Here is a 16,396-nt window from a genome sequence, read left to right on the forward strand (position 1 = left end):
GAGCGCAACCCGCGTCATGACGGCGTCCGGACCCCCTCTCTCCCTGTGTACGCACCGTCCGTCGGTGCCACGGGGAAACGAGAAGGAGGCCGAGAACGATGGCTGGCTCGGAAGCGAAGACCGCGGTGGAGTGGCTGGCCTCGGCCGCCCCGGATCCCGGTGCCTGCCGCTGGGAGTGGGAACGCAACCCGTTGGGCGTCGCCCTGCTGCCCGCCGGCCGCCACTGGGACGTGCTGATCCTGCCCGGCGGACTGGGCTGCCCCACCCTCGGCGTGCTGACCCGCCTGGTGGAGCGGCCCGGCCCGGTCCTCGCCGACTTCGGCGACGCGCGGATGGGCTTCTTCGTCCCCGCGGGCACGGCCGCCCGCTGGCTCGGCACGGGGGTGCGGGGCGCCGGCCGCGGCACCTGGATCGTGGTGCCCTACCCGGGCAGGACCACCGGCGGCGTCCGCTGGGTGGTCGCCCCGGACGGCCGGGGCACCCTCACCGACCCGGCGCTGCTGGAGCTCGCGATGCACGAGGCGGCGAGCCGGCTGCCCCGCGACCACTGAGCCACCGTGCCGGGGCGAGCAGGATCACCCCCAGGCATCCGGCGGCCAGCACGTCCAGCGGCCAGTGGTACCCGCGCAGGACGAGGCCGGTGCCGGTCGCCAGGACGAGCACGAGCGCGACGGGCAGCGGCCATCGCGGACGCCCGCCGTGTGCGTGGGCCAACAGCAGCGCGGCCCCGCCGTAGGCGACGGCCGCCGTCGCGCCGTGCCCGGACGGGAAGTAGCCGGTGGCGGCCGCATCGAGCGGCGACGGCCGGCCGGTGAGCGCCTTCAGCGGTACGACGACGGCCGGCACCGCCGCCATCGCCAGGGCGACGGCGAGCGCGGGCAACCGTACGCCGCGCCGCAGCGCGTACCCGAGGGCGAGGGCCAGGGCCGGGAGCGCGACCTGCGGGTTGCCCAGGTCGGCACAGAACTCGGTGACGACGCGGGGACCGCGGCCGACCAGCAGGTGGTCCAGACGAATGTCGGCGTCGAGCAGGGGGCCCCGTACGAGAACCTGCCAGGTGCACAGCGCGAACAGGAGCACGGCCGACAGCAGCGGCCACGGACATGCCGACCGCCCCGGAGCAGGGGGGGTGGCTCCGGGGCGGTCGGTCGGACCGGAGGACCGGCCGCCCCGGGGGGTGTGGGGCGGGCCGCCGTCCGATCGAGGAGATCCGGAGCGCGAGGCTCCGGAGGTGTGCGCGAAGGCACGGCCAGGGAAGTGCCGGGAAAGCGCCGCCCCGGATCCGTTCGCAGTCCCCTGCGAGCGGGGTGTTCCTCTCATCTGCCAGGAACCGTACGACAGGAGAGAGGGGGCCGACAACGGGACCGCGATCCCGCCATCGGCCCCCCACAGCTTCTTCACAGGGGCAGTGTCTCCCGGACGCGGATCAGATCGCGGCGAACGCGCCTTCCAGGATGTCCAGGCCCTCGTTGAGCAGGTCCTCGCCGATGACCAGCGGCGGCAGGAAGCGCAGCACGTTGCCGTAGGTGCCACAGGTCAGGACCAGCAGGCCCTCCTGGTGGCAGGCCTTGGCGAGCGCGCCGGCGGCGGCCGCGTCCGGGGTCTTCGCGCCGTCCTTCGTACCGGACTCGACCAGCTCGATGGCGATCATCGCGCCACGGCCGCGGATGTCGCCGATGACGTCGAACTTCTCCGCCATCGCGGCGAGGCGGTCCTTCATGACCTCCTCGATGCGCTTCGCCTTCCCGTTGAGGTCCAGCTCCTTCATCGTCTCGATCGCGCCGAGGGCACCGGCGCAGGCCACCGGGTTGCCGCCGTACGTGCCGCCGAGGCCGCCCGCGTGCGGGGCGTCCATGATCTCGGCGCGGCCGGTCACCGCGGCGAGCGGCAGGCCGCCCGCGATGCCCTTGGCGGTGGTGATCAGGTCGGGGACGACGCCCTCGTCCTCGCACGCGAACCACTGGCCGGTGCGGCAGAAGCCGGACTGGATCTCGTCGGCGACGAAGACGATGCCGTTGTCGGTGGCGAACTTCGAGATCGCGGGCAGGAAGCCCTTCGCGGGCTCGATGAAGCCGCCCTCGCCGAGCACCGGCTCGATGATGATCGCGGCGACGTTCTCCGCACCGATCTGCTTGTTGATCATGTCGATGGCCTGGGCGGAGGCCTCGGCGCCCGCGTTCTCGGCACCGGTCGGCCAGCGGTAGCCGTAGGCGACCGGGACGCGGTAGACCTCGGGGGCGAACGGGCCGAAGCCGTGCTTGTACGGCATGTTCTTGGCGGTCAGCGCCATCGTCAGGTTGGTCCGGCCGTGGTAGCCGTGGTCGAAGACGACGACCGCCTGGCGCTTGGTGTACGCGCGGGCGATCTTCACCGCGTTCTCGACGGCCTCGGCGCCCGAGTTGAACAGTGCCGACTTCTTGGCGTGGTCGCCCGGGGTCAGCTCGGCGAGCTGCTCGCACACCTCGACGTAGCCCTCGTACGGCGTCACCATGAAACAGGTGTGCGTGAAGTCCTGGAGCTGCGCGGAGGCGCGGCGCACGACGGCCTCGGCGGACGCGCCGACCGAGGTCACGGCGATGCCCGAACCGAAGTCGATCAGACGGTTGCCGTCGACGTCCTCGATGATGCCGCCGCCCGCGCGGGCCGTGAACACGGGAAGCACGGAACCCACCCCGCCGGCGACCGTGGCCGTGCGGCGGGCCTGAAGCTCCTGCGACTTCGGGCCGGGGATGGCGGTGACGACGCGGCGCTCCTGCGGGACTGCGCTCATGAGGGGCTCCTCGGGAAAGGGGTGTGGGGTGAATCCGGCGGAGGTGGGTCCGACGGGGTGAAACCGCCTGCGGCGATCCGACGGGGACGCATCCGGCGCTCGGGCTACTTCGCAGGCTAGGGGCGGGCCCGGGGTGCGGGCATGTTCCGTCTCGGAGAAGTACGGGCGCCGCCTTGTCCGGTACGGACATAGCGGGCCCGCGGGGTGCGGGAGCGGCGCTACGGCGGGCCCGGCCACTAGATTGGCCGCCTGTGGGCAGGACGTACAGCTGGTTCGTGGGGACGAGGGGCACACATGAACACCGGTGACAGGCACGACGGAGCGCACACCACCCGGGCCGCGGGCTCGGTACCGCGCCCGGCCGGGCCGCCGCCACCGGACCTGCCGCCCGTACCGCAGGCCGCCCCGCCGCTGTCCCCGGTCGAGGACTGGCTGACCACGCCCCGCCCGCCCGCGGAGCCCGGCTACTGGCGCCTCGGCCACCGGCCGCGCCCCGAACAGCCCGAACAGGACGGGGCGAGCGACCGCTCCCTGCTGGTCGGCGCGGTCATCTCGCTCCTGTCCGGGCTGCTGATCTGGTCGCTGTGGTGGAACAACTACATCCCGTACTGGCTCGTTCCCATGAAGCTCGTCACCCCGGGGGACTGGTGGAACGCGGGAATGTACGGCGGCCCCAGGACGCCGGAGGCCGCGGAAGGCGTCGTCGTCTACACGGGGATCTTCGGGGCGCTCCTCATCTACTGGTTCGGCCGGCTCGGCAACTGGACGGAGGTCTTCCGGCGCTTCGTCCGCAGCCGTGAGCAGCCCTTCCGGGCGCTGACCGCCGCCTCGCTCGCCTTCCTGGTGCAGGTGCTGGTGTGGACGCGCAACCTCCCCGTGCTCGACCCGGTGCTCATCCTGCTGCCGGACGCCTGGCTGGGCGGCGGCGGCAACCGGCTCGTGGCCACCCTCGTCAGTTACGCCGTCTACGCCGGGATCACCGTCGCCCTGCTCTGGCCCTTCGCCAGGATGGGCGGCTGGGCGGGCGCCGTACGCCGTACCGGCGCCACGCAGCCGCCCCCGCTGCCCACGCACCCCGCCGCCGACCCCGCCCGCTGGCCCGAGCTGCGTGCGGCCGGTGAGCGGGAGGCCGCCGACCTGCTCACCGCCGAGGTGCGCGGGGGCCGGATGAACGACGTCGACCTCGTGCGGATCAAGCGGGCCTGGGCGGCCGCCGGCGACGACCCGGAGCGACGCGCCCTCTTCGCCGCCACCGTCCTGCGCGACGGCGCCGCCGCCTTCACCCACCCGTCGGGCGCCCGCGACCTGCCGCGCCGCACCGCCCGCCACGACCTGCTCACCGGCCAGGTCCGCGTCGGCCACTACGTCGACGGCGACCCCAACCCGTACCGGCGCGGCGGCGCGGGCACCGCCCTCGAACCCGCCGTCCTCGGCACCTCCCTCCTCGCCGTCGGGCCGCCGGGCGCGGGCAAGACCGACCGGCTGACCGTCCCCGTCGTCGAGTCCCTCGCCCTCCAGGCGCTCGCCGGAAAGTGCAGTGTGATCGTCGTGTGCGCCGCCGGGGCCGACCCGCTCGGCGTCGGGGCCTACGACGTCGTCGTCAAGGTCGGCGACCCCGGCTCGGTCCACGACCTGGACCTGTACGGCGGCACCACCGACGCCGAAGCCGCCTCCACCGTCCTGGCCGAAGGCCTCGTCGGCGACCTCGACGCGGCCGACACCGGGCGCGCCGCGACCGCGCTCGCCCAGCTCATCGGCCCCTACCGGGAGGTGCACGGCCGCTTCCCCGGCGTGCCCGAGCTGTACGAACTCCTGCGCGGCGACCCGGCCGCGCTCCAGCGCCTGGCCGCCGAGCTGGACGCGGCGGGAGCCTCGGCGATGCTGCGGGACCTGTTCTCCCGGGTCCGGCAGATGGGTACCGCGGCCGACCCCTGCCCCGCCCTCGCCGACCGGCTCGCCCTCCTGGACCGGCCCGCCTTCGCCGACTTCTTCGACACCTCCCCATCGGCCCGCCCGTTCTCCCTGCGTGCCCTCCAGCACCACCCGATGCGGGTCCGCGTCGAGCTGCCCGAGCGCGGCCACGCGGAGGCCTCCCGGCTCCTCGCCCGGCTGCTGCTGGCCCAGTTCCTGCTGTCCGTCACCACCCGCGCCGACCGCTCGCTGTTCAGCTGCCTGGTCCTGGACGACGCGACGGCGACGCTGACCCCCGAGACCGTACGCGGAGTGAGCCGTCTGCGCTCCGCCCACGCGGGCGTCGTGCTGAACCTGCGTACCGTCGACGACGTACCCGAGCCGCTGCACATCCCGCTGCTCGGCGCGGTCGGCTGCCACATGGCGTTCTCCGGGGTCAGCACCTGGGACGGGCGGCGCTTCACCGAGGCGTGGGGGACGGAGTGGGTGGAGACCAGGGAGGTCGCACAGCACACCGTCTTCGCCCACCAGCCGCTGACCCGGGCCCTGCACGCGCTGCGCAAGCTCGTCACCGGCAAGGCCGTCGTCACCAACGCGGTCACCATCAAGAAGGTGGAACGGGAACGCTGGTCGGCCTCGGAGCTGGCGCGCGGGGTGCCCGCCGGGCACGCGGTGCTGTCGCTGACGACGGTACGGGGCGAGCACGCGCCGCCGCTGCTGGTGGACCTGCGGGACTGAGCAGCCTCGCCGGAACGCGCGCCATACGTACGTCCTGGCAGAATCGGAGGAGCCGTTCGTACGGGACGGCGCACTTCCCTCCCGGAGAAGGTCCCCCGCACTGATGCCGCCCACCCTTGCCTCCCTCGTCCACCACTCCGCGCTCAAGCTCGTCGTGCGCGCCGGGGAGGACCGGCTGGAGACCCCGGTGCGCTGGGCGCACGTCAGCGAGCTCGCCGACCCCGTCCCCTACATGGAGGGCGGCGAACTCCTCCTGATCACCGCGATGAAGCTCGACGCCGAGGACCCGGAGGCGATGCGCCGTTACGTGCGCAGGCTGGCCGGCGCGGGAGTCGTCGGCCTGGGCTTCGCGGTGGGCGTCAGCTACGACGAGATCCCGCAGGCCCTGCTCGCCGCGGCCGAGGCCGAGGACTTCCCCCTCCTGGAGGTACCGCGCCGCACCCCCTTCCTGGCCATCTCCAAAGCGGTCTCGGCCGCCATCGCCGCCGACCAGTACCGGGCCGTCACGGCGGGCTTCGAGGCGCAGCGCGAACTGACCAGGGCGGCCCTGGCGGGCCCCGCCGATCTCGTCGCCAAACTGGCCGCGCACGTCGACGGCTGGGCGGCCGTCTACGATGCGTCCGGCGCGGTCGTCGCGGCGGCCCCCGACTGGGCGGGCCGCCGCGCCGCCCGCCTCACCGCCGACGTCGAACGGCTCCGGGAGCGGGCGGCGCCCGCCAGCGCGGTGGTCGGCGGCGCCTGTGGCGACGACGACGGCACGGACGACCGGGTCGAGCTCCAGTCGCTGGGTGCCGGACGGCGGGCGCGCGGCGCCCTCGCCGTCGGCACGGCCGCCCCGCTGGGGACGGCGGAACGGTACGCGGTGCACTCCGCGATCGCCCTCCTCACCCTGACCACCGAGCGGACCCGGGCCCTCCAGGCGGCCGAGGCGCGGCTGGGCGCGGCCGTCCTGCGCATGCTGCTCGCCGGGGAACCCGACCACGCCCGCGCGGTGGCGGGCGACCTCTACGGCAGCCTGCTGGACGCCCCCTTCCGCATCCTGATCGCCGAAGCGGCCGGTGAGGGCACGGACGGCGCGGAGTTCCTCCAGGCACTCGTCGACGCTCTCGAATCGGCGGCGGCGCGGGCGGGCGAGGCCGTCCTCGTCGTTCCGGACGGAACCCGGGTGGTGGTCCTCGCGTCCGACGGCGGCGAGGCGGTCGCCGCGTGCACCCTGCACACGGCGGTACGGCGCGGGGACGCGGCCCGGCCCCTGGAACCGGCCGAGGCGGACGACCTCGTCGTCGGTCTGTCCGCCCCCGCCGGGCCGATCGCCGCCGCGAGCGCCTTCAAGCAGGCGGAACAGGCGCTGTCGGTGGCACGGCGGCGGGGACGCGCGCTCGTCGAGCACGAGGAGCTGGCGACCGGTTCGGTACTGCCCCTTCTGGCGGACGACGCGGTCCGGGCCTTCGCGGACGGGATGCTGCGGGCGTTGCACGAGCACGACGCGACCGGGCGAGGCGATCTGGTCGCCTCGCTGCGGGCGTGGCTGTCGAGGCACGGCCAGTGGGATGCGGCGGCGGCCCAGCTGGGAGTGCACCGGCACACGCTGCGGTACCGGATGCGGAGGGTCGAGGAGATCCTCGGGCGCTCCTTGGACGATCCGGATGTGCGGATGGAGCTTTGGCTGGCGCTGAAGGCGACTGGGGGGCAGTAGGGGCGCGTGCTGTGTGGGGGTGGCAGGGAGCGTGCGGTCTCGCCGCCCGAGGGGCGGATGGGGAGGGGTGGGGCTTGGGTGCCAATACGGAGCCTCGGTGGTGGGCAACACTCCACGCCGGACAAGCGACGGTGCTCCGCCCCCGTCCTACGGTGGGACCCGTAAACCCTCAGTCCCCCCACCTCTCGGAAGGGCCGGAACCCCCTATGACTTCCACTTCCACCCACGCCTTCTGGCTCGCCGGCCGCCAGGCCACCGGTGACGAGACCTTCGACGTCACGTCCCCGTGGGACGGCCGGACCGTCGGCACGGTGTCCGTGCCGACCGACGCCCAGGTCGAGGAGGCCGTGGCCGCCGCGTACGCCGTCAAGGACGAGTTCGCCGCGACCCCCGCGCACGTCCGCGCCGCCGCCCTCAACCACGTCGCCGACCGGCTCGGCGAGCGCACCGAGGAGATCGCCCAGCTGATCTCCGCCGAGAACGGCAAGCCGATCAAGTGGGCCCGCGGTGAGGTCGGCCGCGCGGTGTCCGTCTTCCGGTTCGCCGCCGAGGAGGCCCGCCGCTTCAACGGCGGCGAGGCCCAGCGCCTCGACACGGACGCGGGCGGCGTCGGCCGTCTCGCCCTGACGCGCCGCTTCAGCCGCGGTGTCGTCCTCGGCATCGCGCCGTTCAACTTCCCGCTCAACCTGTGCGCCCACAAGGTGGCCCCCGCGCTCGCCGTCGGTGCGCCGATCATCCTGAAGCCCGCCCCGGCGACGCCGCTGTCCGGTCTGATCCTGGGCGAGCTGCTCGCCGAGACCGACATTCCGGCGGGTTCCTGGTCGGTGCTGACGGTCGCGAACGACAAGATGCCCGCCCTGGTCCAGGACGAGCGCCTGCCGGTCATCTCCTTCACGGGTTCCGACAAGGTCGGCTACGCGATCATGGACTCCGTCCCGCGCAAGCACTGCACCCTGGAGCTCGGCGGCAACGGCGCGGCCGTCGTCCTCGGCGACTTCTCCTCGGAGGAGGACCTGGACTGGGCCGCGACCCGGATCGCGACCTTCTCCAACTACCAGGGCGGCCAGTCCTGCATCTCCGTGCAGCGCGTGATCGCGGACGCCTCCGTCTACGACCGCCTGGTCCCGAAGATCGTCGCGGCCGTCGAGGCCCAGGTCACCGGCGACCCCTCGGACCCGTCCACCGAGGTCGGCCCGCTGGTCGACGAGAACGCCGCCAAGCGCGTCGAGTCCTGGGTGGACGAGGCCGTCGAGGCCGGCGCCCGGCTCCTCACCGGCGGCAAGCGCGACGGCGCGTCCTACGCCCCCACCGTCCTCGCGGACCTGCCCGCCGACGTCACCCTCTCCTGCGAGGAGGTCTTCGGCCCGGTGCTGTCCGTGCAGAAGGTCGACGGCGAGAAGGAGGCCTTCGAGGCGGTCAACTCCTCGAAGTACGGCCTCCAGGCGGGCCTGTTCACCCACGACATCCAGGCGGCCTTCCGCGGGCACCGCGCCCTGGAGGTCGGCGGCGTGATCGTCGGCGACGTTCCCTCGTACCGTGCCGACCAGATGCCGTACGGCGGCGTGAAGCAGTCCGGCGTCGGCCGCGAGGGCGTCCGCTACGCGATGGACGACTACACGTACGAGCGCGTCATGGTCCTCACGGGCATCGACCTGTAGGCGGCGCGCCGGGAACGGTCCGCGGGAAGCGGCCCGGGCACGGTACGCGCACCACCCACGGGAAATCCCACAGCGGCTGAACCCGCCCGGGGAGGCCAGTAGGCTCGTCAGCACCATGACGATCAGCCCACCGGCCTCCCCTTCCGGTTCCGCCGCGCACTCCGGGAAGCCGCCCGCGCCGCGCTCCCTGGGCGCCAAGGCCGACAAGGACACCGTGCGGCGCAGCAACCTCAGCCTCGTGCTGCGTGCCGTGCACGACACGGGGGAGAGCACCCGCGCCCAGGTCGCGGCCCGGGTGGGGCTGACCAGGGCGGCCGTGTCCTCGCTCGTCGAGCAGCTGCTGGAGGGCGGGTTCCTCGCCGAGTACGGCAAGACGTTCAGCGGGCAGGCGGGACGCCCCGGCACCGTGCTGAAGGTGGCCCGTACCGGGGTCGCCGGGCTCGGCGTCGAGATCAACGTCGACTACCTCGCCGTGTGCGTCGTCGACCTCGCGGGCACCGACCGGGTCCGGCTCACCGAGCACCTCGACAACCGCACGAGGCGCCCCTCCGACGTCCTGTGCCGGGTGGCGGAACTCGCCCTGCGCGCCATCGACTCCGCGACCGCCCAGGAACTGCGCCCGGTCGGCGTGCAGTTGGCGCTCCCCGGTCTGATCTCGGAGGGCACCGTCCGGCACGCCCCCAACCTGGGGTGGAACGACATCACCGTCGTCAGCCGCTTCCACCGGATCCTGGCCGTGGAGCGCCGCCCCCTCCCGCCCCTGCCGGTCAGCGCCGACAACGAGGCCAACCTCGCGGCACTCGCCGAACTGTGGTTCGGGGACCCGCAGGAGACGCCCCGTTCCTTCCTCTACCTCAGCGGCGAGGTCGGGGTGGGCGGCGCGCTCGTCCTGGGCGGTGAACTCCTGCGCGGGGCCCACGGGTTCGCCGGGGAGATCGGGCACGTCGTGGCACAGGCCGACGGCCCGCCGTGCCGCTGCGGGGCGCGCGGCTGCCTGGAACAGTACGCGGGCCAGCGCGCCCTGCTGCGCAACGCGGGCCTCGACGAGGACGCGGGCGTCCCCGGCGTCGTCGAGCTGGAACGCCGGGCGGTGGACGAGGACGGCCCCGCCCTCACCGCCCTGTACACGGCGGGCGAGAAGCTGGGCCTGGTCCTGTCCGGGGCGGTGAACCTGATCGATCCGGAGGCGGTGGTGCTCGGCGGCGCCTACCGCGGGCTCGCGGAGTGGCTTGTCCCCGCGGCCGACCAGGTGCTCTCCGAGCGGGTGGTGTCCGGTCTGTGGCGTGTCGGCTCCGGCCGGGTGCGCGCCGCCTCCCTGTGCACGGACGCCGCCCGGGGCGCCGCCGCGCAGGCCGTCCAGGCCGTACTGAACGACCCGCTGGCGTACGCCTAGGCCCGGCGGCCCCGCGGAGGGCGCCGGGCCGCGGGCGGCCCCGGTGTCACCGCACCGCGAGCAGGTGCTCCATGGCCAGCTGGTCGAGACGCTCGAAGGCCATCGACCGCTCGGCCGCCGCGGTCACGTCGAAGTCCTCGTACGCGTCGCGGTCCGCGAGCAGCCCGGACAGGCCGTCCTCCGCCGTCGGCTGCGCCAGCTCGTGCAGCCGCGAGTCCCGCAGCGCCTGCCGCACCGCCGGGTCGGCGCGGAAGGCCGCCGCCCGCTCCTTGAGGATCAGGTAGTTGCGCATGCAGCCTGCCGCCGACTCCCACACCCCGTCGAAACCGTCCGTGCGGACCGGCTTGAAGTCGAAGTGCCGCGGACCCTGGTACCCGGCCGTCTCCAGCAGGTCCACCAGCCAGAACGCCTGACGCAGGTCGCCCGCGCCGAAACGCAGGTCCTGGTCGTACTTGATCCCGCTCTGGCCGTTGAGGTCGATGTGGAACAGCTTTCCGGCCCAGAGCGCCTGCGCGATGCCGTGCGGGAAATTGAGGCCCGCCATCTGCTCGTGCCCGGTCTCCGGGTTGACGCCCACCAGCTCCGGCCGCTCCAGGCGCTCGATGAACGCCAGGGCGTGACCGATCGTCGGCAGGAGGATGTCGCCGCGCGGCTCGTTGGGCTTGGGCTCGATGGCGAAGCGCAGGTCGTAGCCCTGCTCCGTGACGTAGTCGCCCAGCAGGTCGAAGGCCTCCTTCATCCGGTCGAGGGCGATACGCACGTCCTTCGCCCCGCCGGACTCGGAACCCTCCCGGCCGCCCCACGCCACGTACGTGGTGGCGCCGAGCTCCACGGCCAGGTCGATGTTGCGCAGCGTCTTGCGCAGGGCGAAGCGCCGTACGTCGCGGTCGTTCGCGGTGAAGCCGCCGTCCTTGAACACGGGGTGCGTGAAGAGGTTCGTGGTCGCCATCGGCACCTTCATGCCCGTCGCGTCCAGCGCCTGGCGGAACCGCTTGACCAGGGACTCGCGTTCGCTGTCGCCCGCTCCGAACGGGATCAGGTCGTCGTCGTGGAAGGTCACCCCGTACGCCCCGAGGTCCGCGAGCCTGCGCACCGACTCGACCGGGTCGAGCGCGGGCCGGGTCGCGTCGCCGAAGGGATCACGCCCCTGCCAGCCGACGGTCCACAGACCGAAGGTGAACTTGTCGCCGGGGGTGGGGGAGTAGCGCTCCGTCATGCCGACACCTTTGTCCTCGGGGGTTGGGCCCTATTTGTTTTTTTACATGACTAATACTGCACGAGACGGCTTCGGAAGGCCAGAGCCGGTGCGTTCCGCTCCTGGGCGCGCGCATTTGTTCTGTGTACGATCCAAGCCGCCGCACCCACCCGGCACGCACCGCGCGCCTTCCGCCCGTCCCCACCGCACCCAGGGAGATCCACCCGATGGCAACCGCCCCGCACGCCCCCGTCGTCATCGGTGTGGACAGCTCCACCCAGTCGACCAAGGCCGCCGTCGTCGACCTGGAGAGCGGCCGCATCCTGGGTCTCGGCCGCGCCCCGCACACCGTCACAGGCAGCGACGGCGCCCGCGAGAGCGACCCCGAGCAGTGGTGGCGGGCGCTCGGCGACGCCGTCACCACCGCACTCGGGGCGGCAGCCGTACGGTCCGACCAGGTCACCGCCCTCGCGGTGGCCGGCCAGCAGCACGGCCTCGTCGCCCTGGACGCCCACGGCCGCCCGCTGCGCCCCGCGGTCCTCTGGAACGACACCCGCTCCGCCCCCCAGGCCGCCCACCTCGCCGACACCCGCGGCCAGGACTGGTGGCTCGCCCGCACCGGCTCCGTCCCCGTCGCCTCGATCACCGCCACCACCTGGCAGTGGCTGCGCGAGAACGAGCCGCACCTCGCCGCCGCCACCGCCGCGGTGCGCCTCCCGCACGACTACCTCACCGAACGCCTCACGGGCGTCGCCGCCACCGACCCCGGCGACGCCTCCGGCACCGGCTGGTACTCCACCGCCGACGGCGCGTACGACGCGGAGATCCTCCAGCTCCTCGGCCTCGACGAGAAGCTGCTCCCCGAGGTCGCCCCCACCGGCGCCACCCGCGTCGGCACCCTCACCCCGCGGGCCGCCGCTGCCCTGGGCCTCCCCGAAGGGCTCCCGGTCGCCGCCGGGACCGGCGACAACATGGCCGCCGCCGTGGGCCTGGGCCTCGGCGGCGAAGGCCTCCTCGACCACCCCGTCGTCTCCCTCGGCACCTCCGGCACCGTCTTCGCCGCCACCCGCGCCCGCCCCGTCAGCCCCGGCATCAACGGCTTCGCCGCCACCGACGGCACCCACCTCCCGCTCGGCTGCACCCTCAACTGCACCCTCGCCGTCGACAGGGTCGCCGACCTGTTGCGCCTGGACCGCGAGGACGCCGCACCCGGCGAAGGAGCCGTGCTCCTGCCGTACCTCGACGGCGAACGCACCCCCGACCTGCCGCACGCCAGTGGCCTGCTCACCGGCCTGCGCCACGCCACCACCCCCCAGCAGATCCTCGGCGCGGCCTACGAGGGTGCCGCCTTCACCGTCCTGCGCGCCCTGAACGAACTCCTCGCCGCCTGCGGCGCCGACCCGCACGCCCCGGACGTCGCGTCCCGCCCCCTGCGCCTCATCGGCGGCGGTGCGCAGGGCCGCACCTGGGTGAACACCGTCCGCCGCCTCTCCGGCCGCCCCGTCGTCCTGCCCGCCGCCACCGAACTGGTCGCCCTGGGCGCCGCCGCCCTCGCCGCCGGAGCGGCCACCGCCGCGGACCCCATCGCCGTCGCCGTCGGCTGGGGAGCGGACAAGGGCACCGAACTGCCCCCGCTCACCAGGGACTCGGCAGCCTGGGACCGCATCGAGGGCGTGCTGGGGCAGGCCGCCCGGACCTGGACCGCGCCCTCCGCGGCCGGCCGGCAGTAGGGCGACCGCCCGGTGCGAGGGCTGTGCGAGGACTGGTGGGGATGGGCGCGATGGGGTACATACGATCGGGTAGCACCGGTCGGTAGCCGTACAGGCAGATCGTTACGGTACGCAGTCGTCCGGGCCCTTGATCCCGACTCGCGGCGAGGTGAGCCTCATGTCCGCACCACACGCGCACAACCAGCCCCCAGGTCAGCCCAAAGTCACCGAACGCGAAGCCCGCCGGGTCGCCGAGGACGCCCGCGAGCAGGACTGGCGCAAACCGAGTTTCGCCAAGGAACTCTTCCTCGGCCGCTTCCGTCTCGACCTCATCCACCCGCACCCGATGCCGCCGACCGAGGACGCCGAGCGCGGCGAGGCCTTCCTCGCCGGGCTCCGCGCCTTCTGCGAGAACGAGATCGACGGCGCCCGCATCGAGCGCGAGGACCGCATCCCCGACGAGACGGTCAACGGGCTCAAGGAGCTCGGCGCGCTCGGCATGAAGATCGACCGGAAGTACGGGGGACTGGGCCTCACCCAGGTGTACTACAACAAGGCGCTCGCCCTGGTGGGCTCCGCCAGCCCGGCCATCGGCGCGCTGCTCTCCGCCCACCAGTCCATCGGCGTACCGCAGCCGCTGAAACTGTTCGGCACCCAGGAGCAGAAGGACGCGTTCCTGCCCCGGCTGGCCCGTACCGACATCTCCGCGTTCCTGCTCACCGAGCCGGACGTCGGCTCCGACCCCGCACGGCTCGCCACCTCCGCCGTACCGGACGGCGACGACGCGTACATCCTCGACGGCGTGAAGCTGTGGACCACCAACGGCGTCGTCGCCGACCTCCTCGTGGTGATGGCCCGCGTACCGAGGACCGACGGGAACAAGGGCGGCATCACCGCCTTCGTCGTCGAGGCCGACTCCCCGGGCGTCACCGTCGAGCACCGCAACGCCTTCATGGGCCTGCGCGGCCTGGAGAACGGCGTCACCCGCTTCCACCAGGTCCGCGTCCCCGCCGCGAACCGCATCGGACCCGAGGGGGCGGGACTCAAGATCGCGCTGACGACGCTGAACACCGGCCGCCTCTCGCTGCCCGCCATGTGCGTCGGCGCGGGCAAGTGGTGCCTGAAGATCGCCCGCGAGTGGTCCGCGGTCCGCGAGCAGTGGGGCAAGCCGGTCGCCCACCACGAGGCCGTCGGCTCGAAGATCTCCTTCATCGCCGCCACCACCTTCGCCCTGGAAGCCGTCCTCGACCTCTCCTCGCAGATGGCCGACGAGGACCGCAACGACATCCGCATCGAAGCGGCGCTCGCCAAGCTGTACGGCTCCGAGATGGCCTGGCTCATGGCCGACGAACTGGTCCAGATCCGCGGCGGGCGCGGCTTCGAGACCGCCGACTCCCTCGCCGCGCGCGGCGAACGCGCCGTACCCGCCGAGCAGATCCTCCGCGACCTGCGGATCAACCGGATCTTCGAAGGGTCGACGGAGATCATGCACCTCCTCATCGCGCGCGAGGCCGTCGACGCGCACCTGAAGGTGGCCGGCGACATCATCGACCCCGACAAGTCCCTCTCCGACAAGGCGAAGGCGGGCGTGCAGGCGACCGGCTTCTACGCCCGCTGGCTGCCCAAACTGGTCACCGGCCCCGGACAGCTCCCGCGCACCTACAGCGAGTTCCACCCCGACGGGCACACCGACCTGTCCGGCCACCTGCGCTACGTCGAACGCACCTCCCGCAAACTGGCCCGCTCCACCTTCTACGCGATGTCGCGCTGGCAGGGCCGGATGGAGACCAAACAGGGCTTCCTGGGCCGGATCGTCGACATCGGCGCCGAACTCTTCGCGATGAGCGCGGCCTGCGTGCGCGCCGAACTCCTGCGCACCACCGAGGAGTACGGCCGCGAGGCGTACCAGCTCGCCGACGCCTTCTGCCGGCAGTCCCGCATCCGCACCGAGGAACTCCTCAACCGGCTGTGGACCAACACCGACGACCTCGACCACAAGGTCGTCAAGGGCGTCCTGTCCGGTACGTACACCTGGCTGGAGCGGGGCATCGTCGACCCGAGCGGCGACGGCCCGTGGATCGCCGACGCCACCCCCGGCCCGGCGAAGAACGACAACGTCCACCACCCCGTCCGCTGACCGCCGACCGCTCGGGGCGGATGACACCGCACCTTCCCGTGCCCCACGATGTGCACATGAACAAGGGGTACGGGAAGCACGCGGTGGTACGGACGATGGCCGGTGCGCTCTGCTGCGCGGCCGCCCTGACGGGCTGCGCCGGTTCCGCCGAGCCGTCCGCGGACGGCAGGCCCGCAGCCGGCCCGCGGCCCCTCACCCAGGCCGCGCTCAACGTCCGCGCCCTCAGCCCGGGGGAGGCCGTCGGCCCGTACCGCACCGGCGAATTCACCGTATCCGGGGGCCCGTTGAGCGACCGCTACTCGGCCACCCCGCCCGTCTGCCAGCCCCTCGTCGGCCTCACCTCCGTCCGGGGCGGCCCGGTCGCCCAGGTGCACCGCCGGCTCGGCGACCCCGCGAAGCCGCAGGGTGTGGACGTCGCCGTGCAACTGCGCTCGTACGGGGCGGGGCGCGCGGCCGCGGTGATGGAGGAACTGCGCACGGCCGGCGCCGAGTGCAGGGACGGCTTCGCCGAGAGGCGGGGCGCAACGGCCGGCGGTGCGGTCACGGCGACGTACACGGCCGTGCGGAAGCTGCCCGCCCCGGCCGGGCTCGGCGACGAGGCACAGGCGTACCGGCTGACCCTGCACGACGTACGGGACGCCGGGCGCACCACGTACGAGTACCTGACCGTCCTGCGGGACGGCGCGAGCCTTCTCTCCTTCCGGGCCGAGGCGCTGGCGGCGGCCGACCCCGGCGGGGTACCGAAGGACGTCCTGGACGCCCAGTGGGAAAAATGGTCCACGACGAACGGACAGCGAGGGTACGGGCGGGGGCGAGTGGCAGACTCACGCCCGTGACAGGCGACGCCAGGCAACCCCCGCACACACCCGACGGCCGGTACATCGTGGTCAACGGCCGACGCTGGCGGGCCACCGACCCGCACATCCCGGAAGAGGCCGGCGCCCGGCTGCGCGCACACCTCATGGCCGCCCGCCGCGCCATCGCCGCCGCCCACCGCGCAGAGGACCCCGAGGCCGAACGTACCGCTCGGGCCCGCGTCCAGACCGCGAAGGTCGCCCTCGGCGAGCGCGGCACCCCCTGGTGGGAGCAGAGCGAAGCCGAGCGCAGGGCCCGCTGGGAGGAGGGGCTGGCGGCACTGGACGCGCAGAGCTGAGCGCCCGGCCGGGCCGGCCGCGCCTCCGCACACGAC

General features: G+C 73.7%; 12 protein-coding genes. 9 read left to right on the forward strand and 3 right to left on the reverse strand.

Features of this window, described 5'->3' with window-relative positions:
• The first annotated feature begins 98 nt into the window (after positions 1 to 98).
• On the forward strand, positions 99 to 551 hold the full coding sequence (locus HNQ79_RS24190; protein ID WP_185034481.1) for a hypothetical protein: 453 nt from the start codon (positions 99 to 101) through the stop codon (positions 549 to 551).
• On the opposite strand, the gene HNQ79_RS24195 is transcribed toward HNQ79_RS24190, so the two are convergent.
• Entirely contained in the window at positions 484 to 1,080 is a 597-nt protein-coding gene (locus tag HNQ79_RS24195; RefSeq protein ID WP_308437361.1) for a phosphatase PAP2 family protein, read from the reverse strand. The genes HNQ79_RS24190 and HNQ79_RS24195 overlap by 68 nt on opposite strands.
• 346 nt (positions 1,081 to 1,426) lie before the next feature.
• The gene (gabT, locus tag HNQ79_RS24200; protein ID WP_185034482.1) at positions 1,427 to 2,770 is read right to left on the reverse strand and encodes a 4-aminobutyrate--2-oxoglutarate transaminase; all 1,344 of its coding nucleotides are present in this window, start codon (positions 2,768 to 2,770) and stop codon (positions 1,427 to 1,429) included.
• 294 nt (positions 2,771 to 3,064) lie between these two features.
• On the opposite strand from gabT, the gene HNQ79_RS24205 reads away from it, so the two are divergent.
• The 4 genes from HNQ79_RS24205 to HNQ79_RS24220 all read left to right on the forward strand — a co-directional run bounded on the left by HNQ79_RS24205 (position 3,065) and on the right by HNQ79_RS24220 (position 10,166).
• Entirely contained in the window at positions 3,065 to 5,419 is a 2,355-nt protein-coding gene (locus HNQ79_RS24205) for an ATP/GTP-binding protein (RefSeq protein WP_185034484.1), read from the forward strand.
• Positions 5,420 to 5,522: 103 nt separating this feature from the next.
• A complete protein-coding gene (locus tag HNQ79_RS24210) occupies positions 5,523 to 7,115 on the forward strand; it encodes a PucR family transcriptional regulator (protein WP_185034486.1) in 1,593 nt (530 codons plus the stop codon).
• Positions 7,116 to 7,321: 206 nt separating this feature from the next.
• Entirely contained in the window at positions 7,322 to 8,773 is a 1,452-nt protein-coding gene (locus HNQ79_RS24215) for an aldehyde dehydrogenase family protein (RefSeq protein WP_185034488.1), read from the forward strand.
• A gap of 115 nt (positions 8,774 to 8,888) precedes the next feature.
• The gene (locus HNQ79_RS24220) at positions 8,889 to 10,166 is read left to right on the forward strand and encodes an ROK family transcriptional regulator (protein WP_185034490.1); all 1,278 of its coding nucleotides are present in this window, start codon (positions 8,889 to 8,891) and stop codon (positions 10,164 to 10,166) included.
• Between the two features lie 46 nt (positions 10,167 to 10,212).
• On the opposite strand, the gene xylA is transcribed toward HNQ79_RS24220, so the two are convergent.
• Complete coding sequence (gene xylA / locus HNQ79_RS24225) at positions 10,213 to 11,382, reverse strand: xylose isomerase (protein WP_185034492.1); 1,170 nt, start codon at positions 11,380 to 11,382, stop codon at positions 10,213 to 10,215.
• Between the two features lie 206 nt (positions 11,383 to 11,588).
• Between xylA and xylB the strand changes: the two genes are divergently transcribed.
• The 4 genes from xylB to HNQ79_RS24245 all read left to right on the forward strand — a co-directional run bounded on the left by xylB (position 11,589) and on the right by HNQ79_RS24245 (position 16,360).
• The gene (gene xylB / locus HNQ79_RS24230; RefSeq protein ID WP_185034494.1) at positions 11,589 to 13,091 is read left to right on the forward strand and encodes a xylulokinase; all 1,503 of its coding nucleotides are present in this window, start codon (positions 11,589 to 11,591) and stop codon (positions 13,089 to 13,091) included.
• A gap of 157 nt (positions 13,092 to 13,248) precedes the next feature.
• Entirely contained in the window at positions 13,249 to 15,207 is a 1,959-nt protein-coding gene (locus HNQ79_RS24235) for an acyl-CoA dehydrogenase family protein (protein WP_185034496.1), read from the forward strand.
• 56 nt (positions 15,208 to 15,263) lie between these two features.
• Complete coding sequence (locus HNQ79_RS24240; RefSeq protein WP_185034498.1) at positions 15,264 to 16,043, forward strand: hypothetical protein; 780 nt, start codon at positions 15,264 to 15,266, stop codon at positions 16,041 to 16,043.
• Entirely contained in the window at positions 16,040 to 16,360 is a 321-nt protein-coding gene (locus HNQ79_RS24245; protein WP_185034499.1) for a hypothetical protein, read from the forward strand. Before HNQ79_RS24240 ends, HNQ79_RS24245 begins: the two co-directional genes overlap by 4 nt.
• Positions 16,361 to 16,396 lie beyond the last annotated feature (36 nt).

This window comes from Streptomyces candidus, assembly GCF_014207445.1.
Lineage (GTDB): Bacteria > Actinomycetota > Actinomycetes > Streptomycetales > Streptomycetaceae > Streptomyces > Streptomyces candidus.

Excerpts from the sequence above, each read along its gene's own strand:
- HNQ79_RS24190 (WP_185034481.1), top strand. The coding sequence starts at position 99 with ATGGCTGGCTCGGAAGCGAAGACCGCGGTGGAGTGGCTGGCCTCGGCC.
- gabT (WP_185034482.1), bottom strand. The coding sequence starts at position 2,770 with ATGAGCGCAGTCCCGCAGGAGCGCCGCGTCGTCACCGCCATCCCCGGC.
- HNQ79_RS24205 (WP_185034484.1), top strand. The coding sequence starts at position 3,065 with ATGAACACCGGTGACAGGCACGACGGAGCGCACACCACCCGGGCCGCG.
- HNQ79_RS24210 (WP_185034486.1), top strand. The coding sequence starts at position 5,523 with ATGCCGCCCACCCTTGCCTCCCTCGTCCACCACTCCGCGCTCAAGCTC.
- HNQ79_RS24215 (WP_185034488.1), top strand. The coding sequence starts at position 7,322 with ATGACTTCCACTTCCACCCACGCCTTCTGGCTCGCCGGCCGCCAGGCC.
- HNQ79_RS24220 (WP_185034490.1), top strand. The coding sequence starts at position 8,889 with ATGACGATCAGCCCACCGGCCTCCCCTTCCGGTTCCGCCGCGCACTCC.
- xylA (WP_185034492.1), bottom strand. The coding sequence starts at position 11,382 with ATGACGGAGCGCTACTCCCCCACCCCCGGCGACAAGTTCACCTTCGGT.
- xylB (WP_185034494.1), top strand. The coding sequence starts at position 11,589 with ATGGCAACCGCCCCGCACGCCCCCGTCGTCATCGGTGTGGACAGCTCC.
- HNQ79_RS24235 (WP_185034496.1), top strand. The coding sequence starts at position 13,249 with ATGTCCGCACCACACGCGCACAACCAGCCCCCAGGTCAGCCCAAAGTC.
- HNQ79_RS24240 (WP_185034498.1), top strand. The coding sequence starts at position 15,264 with ATGAACAAGGGGTACGGGAAGCACGCGGTGGTACGGACGATGGCCGGT.